Source organism: Actinomycetota bacterium (genome assembly GCA_035540895.1).
Classification (GTDB): Bacteria; Actinomycetota; JAICYB01; order JAICYB01; family JAICYB01; genus DATLFR01.
This window is the reverse complement of the sequence record DATLFR010000025.1, coordinates 1-4,951: the sequence shown is the minus strand read 5'-3', so window position 1 is coordinate 4,951 and position 4,951 is coordinate 1. Positions and strand designations below refer to the sequence as shown.

Annotated in this window: 6 protein-coding genes; 1 reads left to right on the top strand and 5 read right to left on the bottom strand. The window is 69.1% G+C overall.

What is annotated here, in order from left to right; genetic code table 11:
• The 5 genes from VM840_01500 to VM840_01480 all read right to left on the bottom strand — a co-directional run.
• Positions 1-291, bottom strand: a 291-nt coding sequence (locus VM840_01500; protein ID HVL80251.1) for a MerR family transcriptional regulator, incomplete at its 3' end; no start/stop codon positions are given.
• A 22-nt stretch (positions 292-313) separates the two neighbouring features.
• On the bottom strand, positions 314-769 hold the full coding sequence (locus VM840_01495) for an FHA domain-containing protein (protein HVL80250.1): 456 nt from the start codon (positions 767-769) through the stop codon (positions 314-316).
• A 74-nt stretch (positions 770-843) separates the two neighbouring features.
• Positions 844-1,245 carry a glycine cleavage system protein GcvH gene (gene gcvH, locus VM840_01490; GenBank protein ID HVL80249.1) on the bottom strand — a complete coding sequence of 134 codons (402 nt, stop codon included), beginning with the start codon at positions 1,243-1,245 and terminating at the stop codon, positions 844-846.
• A gap of 22 nt (positions 1,246-1,267) precedes the next feature.
• Positions 1,268-3,778 (bottom strand): mannose-1-phosphate guanyltransferase, encoded by a 2,511-nt coding sequence (locus VM840_01485; GenBank protein HVL80248.1) that lies wholly within the window; start codon positions 3,776-3,778, stop codon positions 1,268-1,270.
• A 38-nt stretch (positions 3,779-3,816) separates the two neighbouring features.
• Entirely contained in the window at positions 3,817-4,401 is a 585-nt protein-coding gene (locus VM840_01480; GenBank protein ID HVL80247.1) for a CDP-alcohol phosphatidyltransferase family protein, read from the bottom strand.
• 48 nt (positions 4,402-4,449) lie between these two features.
• Here VM840_01480 and VM840_01475 point away from each other — a divergent pair.
• The coding region (locus VM840_01475) for a hypothetical protein (GenBank protein ID HVL80246.1) at positions 4,450-4,951 on the top strand (502 nt) is incomplete at its 3' end.

Below are 4,951 nucleotides of genomic sequence, written 5' to 3'. Positions count from 1 at the left end.
GGACAGGCTGCGCTGGCCCCCCTCCCCGCCCGATGCCTCCCAGTCGGCGAGTCGCTCCCGTATGACCTTCAACGGGAGGAAGTGGTCCCTCTGCAGCTTCAGGATGAACCTGAGGCGCTCGATGTCCTCGTTGCTGAACTTGCGGTACCCCGAAGAGGTGCGCTCCGGGTGGATGAGGTCCTCCGCCTCGAGGTAGCGGATCTTCGAGACCGTGATGTCCTCGAACTCCTCCTTGAGGATGTTCAGGACCTCTCCGATGGACAGGTACGGACGCCCTGTCTCCAGTGCCACGTCCATACCTCCTCTCCGGCGACTACTCGACGTTGGCCAGGAACAGCAGCCGGAACTTGCCGATCTGGACCTCGTCGCCCGAACCGAGCTCGCTGCGGTCGACGCGCTCGCGGTTGACGTACGTACCGTTGAGGGAGCCGAGGTCGGTCACGACGTAGGAGTCGTTCTCCAGGCGGATCTCCGCGTGCCGGCGGGAGACGGTGATGTCGTTGAGGAAGATGTCCGACTGCGGGTGCCTCCCCACCGCGACCAGCGCCTTGTCCAGGACGAACTTCGTCCCGGCCGACGGACCCCGGCGCACGATCAGGCAGGCCTGACCCGGCTCGAGCTCCTTGAGGTGGGTCTCCTCGTCGCCCTCCGGCTCGATGGCGTGGAACATCGCCGTGCTCTCGGCCTCCACGGCGCTCACCGCCCCCCCGCAGCGCGAACAGAAGTTCGCACCGGGCTCGTTCTGATGTCCACACGCCGGACAGCGCATACGGCTCCTCCCTGTGGGACGCTCAATCTATACAGAAGGGTTACGTGGGTCAACGACTGTGAGACCTGAAGACCTCACGGTTCCTCAGCGAGGCTCTGGACGAGCTGCTCGTACGCGGAGGCGTCCATCAGCCCGTCGATCTCGCCGGCGTCGTCCGGGCGGATCGTGACGAGCCAGCCCTCCCCGTAGGGATCCTCGTTGGCCAGCTCCGGCGAGTTGACCACCTCCGGGTTCCTCTCGACGATCTCCCCGGTCACCGGGGCGAAGAGGTCGGACACCGCCTTGGGGGACTGGATCTCGCCGAACGGGCCCTCGCGCGTGACCCGCGCACCCGCCTCCGGCAGCTCGATGTACACGATGTCTCCCAGCGCATCCTGGGCGTAGTGGGTGATGCCGACCCGCACCACGTCGCCCTCCACGCGCGCCCACTCGTGCTCCTGGGTGTACCTGACATCGGTCGGGAATCGATCGCTCACGTCAGCTCCTCGTTCGGTCGGGTTACCCGACCACGTTACGGATGGCGCGGATCTGCGTGCCAGCCAGCGCGGCCGCCTTCGACATGGTGGACGACTCCGCCCATACGTGGACGAGGGGCTGCTCCGGGTCGGGCAGCACGAGGACCCAATCCTCCCCGTGGTGGATCTTCACGCCGTCGACCAGGTCCACGTCGTCACCCTGGGCGACCTCGACCGTGTGCCGCATGACGGTCCCCTTCATCTCCCAGGGGCAGGGGACGGTCTCGTGGACCACGGCCGGCTCGGGAAGCTTGCCGACCACATCGGAGAGGCGGAGACCGGACCGGGCCAGGAACTGGCAGACGCGGACCGCCGCCATCATCGCGTCCGGAGCGGCGACGAACTCGGGGAATATGACCGAGCCCTGGGGGTCGCCCGCCAGCCGGACCTCGCCGCCCGCGGCGGCGTCCATGAGCGCTCCGAGCGATGTCTTCGTCCAGACCACGTCCAGCCCACGCTCGGTCGCGAGGGCGACGATCTCGCGGGACGTGTTCACGGGGAGGGCGACGGCTCCCCCCTCCCCCTCCTCGGCGACCATGACGAGCGCGAGGGCCAGCAGCGTGTCCGGACGGCACACCCGGCCGGCGTCGTCCACCAGTTGGAGCGACTCGCCGGTCGGGTCGAGCATCATCCCGACGTGGGAACCGGAGGAGGTGACGAGCGCGGCCAGGCGTTGCGAGTGGGCGGCCGCCTCCTGCTCCGAGAGGACCGACCGGGCCTCGTCTATCGCCGCGTTCACGGCCAGCACGTCGCATCCGAGCCGCCCGAGGATCCCCGGGAGGACGAGCGAGGTGGACCCGTAGGAGAAGTCGACGACGACCTTGAGGCGGGCGTTCCGTACCGCGCCCGCGTCCACGCAGGCGAGCAGTCCCTCCGTGTAGTAGTCCATGGCCCGCGGCGGGTAGTGCAGCTCCCCCAACTCGCCCGCGTAGGCTCGCCGGAACTCCTCCCGGTAGTAGGCGCGCTCGATCTTGCGCTGCCGGTCCGGGTCGAGGTCGGTGCCCGCGGGGTCCAGGAATCGGATCAGGATCGACTGCGGGTCGTGCGCCGCGGTGCGCAGCGTCATCCCTCCGGCGAACCCGCGGCTGTGCACGTAGTAGCGGTTGACGGGCTCCGGGGAGAGCTCGAGATCGTGGCAGTGGATCCCGGCCATGTTGAGCCCGGCCACCACCGCCCTCTTCATCGCCCGGGCGGCCCTCGTGGCGTCGCGCGAGGTGATGACCGTCGACCCCTTCTTGAGGGTGCTCCCGTACGCGAGAGCGAGCCGTACGACCACCTCCGGGGTGACGTCGACGTTGATCAGCCCGGCCACCCCGTGGGAGCCGAACAGCGTCCGGACGCCCCGTGACTCCCAGATGATCGACTTCGTGATGATGGCCCCGGCCTCGACCGTCTTGAACGGGTAGATGCGCACCCCGGGGTTGATGACGGCGTTCGCGCCGATGGAGCAGTCGTCGCCGATGACGACACCCTCCTCGACCCGCGCGCTGCGCCTGACATCGGTGCTCTTCCCTATGACCGCGCCGCGCAGGTTCGAAGATGGCCCCACGTAGGCGTTGTCCTGGACGATCGACCGCTGGAGGAACGCGCCTTCCTCACACACGACGTTGGCTCCCAGGACCGTGAACTCCCGGAGGTGGACGCCGGGCCCGATCCGGCAGTTCTCCCCTATCACGCACGGACCGTCGATCCGGGCGGTCGGGTCGACCTCGGCTCCCTCGCCCAGCCAGACGTTGTCGCCGAGCTTGAACCCCGGGACCTCGAGCCTCACCCTCCCCTCGAGGACGTCGCGGTGCGACGAGAGGTAGGACTCCGGGTTGCCGACGTCGCACCAGTACTCCTGCTCCGGGGCCACGTACCCGAACATCGGGAGCCCCTTGTCGAGCAGCAGCGGGAACAGGTCCGACGAGAAGTCGAAGACCGCCTCGTCCGGGATGTAGTCGAAGATCTCCGGCTCGAGCACGTAGATCCCGGTGTTGATCGTGTCGCTGAAGACCTGGCCCCAGTTGGGCTTCTCGAGGAAGCGCTCGATGGACCCGTCCTCGCGGGTGATGACGATCCCGAACTCCAGGGGGTTCTCCATCGACTTGAGACAGAGGGTGGCCATGGACCCCTTCTCGCGGTGGTACTCGATCAGGCGGGTGAGGTCGATGTCCGTCAGGGCGTCGCCCGAGATCACCAGGAAGGTGTCGTCCTGGAGCGCGTCCTGGGCGTTCTTGACCGAGCCGGCGGTCCCCAGCGGGGTCTCCTCGGTCGCGTAGGTGAGTTGGACACCCAGGTCCTCGCCGTTCCCGAAGTAGGACCGGATCATCCGCCCCAGGAACTGGATGGTGGCGATCTGGTCGGTGATCCCGTGCCGGCGTAGGAGGTTGATGATGTGCTCCATGATCGGACGGTTCACGATCGGGAGCATCGGTTTCGGCTGGTTCGACGTCAGGGGACGCAGCCGCGTGCCCTGGCCGCCGGCCATGATCACCGCCTTCACGCGCGCCACCCTCTCATCGATGTGATTCTACCCGGGGGTGGTCCGGGCTATCCCCGAGCGGCTCGGCGGGCCCTCAACCATCCCTTGATGTCGAGGATGTAGGCGCCGGCGGCCACGTAGTAAAGGACCCCACCGGCTGCGAACACGGCCAGGGCGGCTGGGCGCAGCGGTCCCGAGGCGGTCGCCGGCGGTCCGGCCAGCACGAGCATCGGCAGCGCGGTCAGGAGCAGGAAGGTGGCCGCCTTACCCACCCACCTGACCCTCGGGCTCCCGAACCCGGACCGCGCGAGCACGAGGAACACCACGGACAGCAGGATGTCCCGGGCGAGCACCGGCCAGCCCAGCCAGGCCGGCAGCGTCCCGGTCCACAGCAGCGTCGCCAGCGTCGCGATCACCGCTATCCGGTCGGACACCGGGTCGAGGAGGACGCCCAGCTCGCTCACGGTCCCGGTGTGCCGCGCGATGTAGCCGTCGAGGAAGTCCGTGATGCCCATCGCCGCGACGAGCACGGTGGCTGCCATCCGCCGGTCGGAGACGATCAGCCACACCAGCACCGGGGTCACCGCGATGCGCGTGGCCGACAGGACGTTAGGGACCGTCATGACCGGGTCGCCCGTCCGCTGCGTCGGCATGGGCCATCCTAGGGACCGCGCGTGCGCCGACGCCATAAACTGGCCGTCATGTCCAGGGTGGCTCGCACAGCCGGCGTGGTCTCCGTGGGCGGCATGGCCGCCGCGGGCCTCGTGCTGGGACACCACCTCGGATACCTCCTGGCCTTCCCCGATGCGGCGCACCGCCACCGGGTGCTGCTGGAGACGGGACACGGCTACCTCGCTCCCCTGACCAACCTCGTCGCCGTGGCCTTCGGCGCGGCCATCTTCGCCTCGATCGTGTTCGGGTTCGTGCAGGGGCACCGCGGGTGGGTGTCCGGCGCCTGGGCCCGGACGTGGAGCCGCCTCTTCGGCGTCCAGGCGGGCGGCTACGTCCTGATGGAGCTGGTCGAGCAGCTCGCGACCCCCGGTCCGGCGGACCGGCTCCTGCGGGTGCTCGGGGTGGGGCTCGTCGTGCAGGCCGTCGTGGCGGCGGCCGGGGTCCTGTTGATCGGGTTCCTGAACCGGGCCGGGCGGCTCGCTGCCGAGATCCTGGCGGGGCCGTGTCCGGCGGCGCGTTCCACGTCCACCC

Excerpts from the sequence above, each read along its gene's own strand:
- VM840_01495 (HVL80250.1), bottom strand. The coding sequence starts at position 769 with ATGCGCTGTCCGGCGTGTGGACATCAGAACGAGCCCGGTGCGAACTTC.
- VM840_01480 (HVL80247.1), bottom strand. The coding sequence starts at position 4,401 with ATGCCGACGCAGCGGACGGGCGACCCGGTCATGACGGTCCCTAACGTC.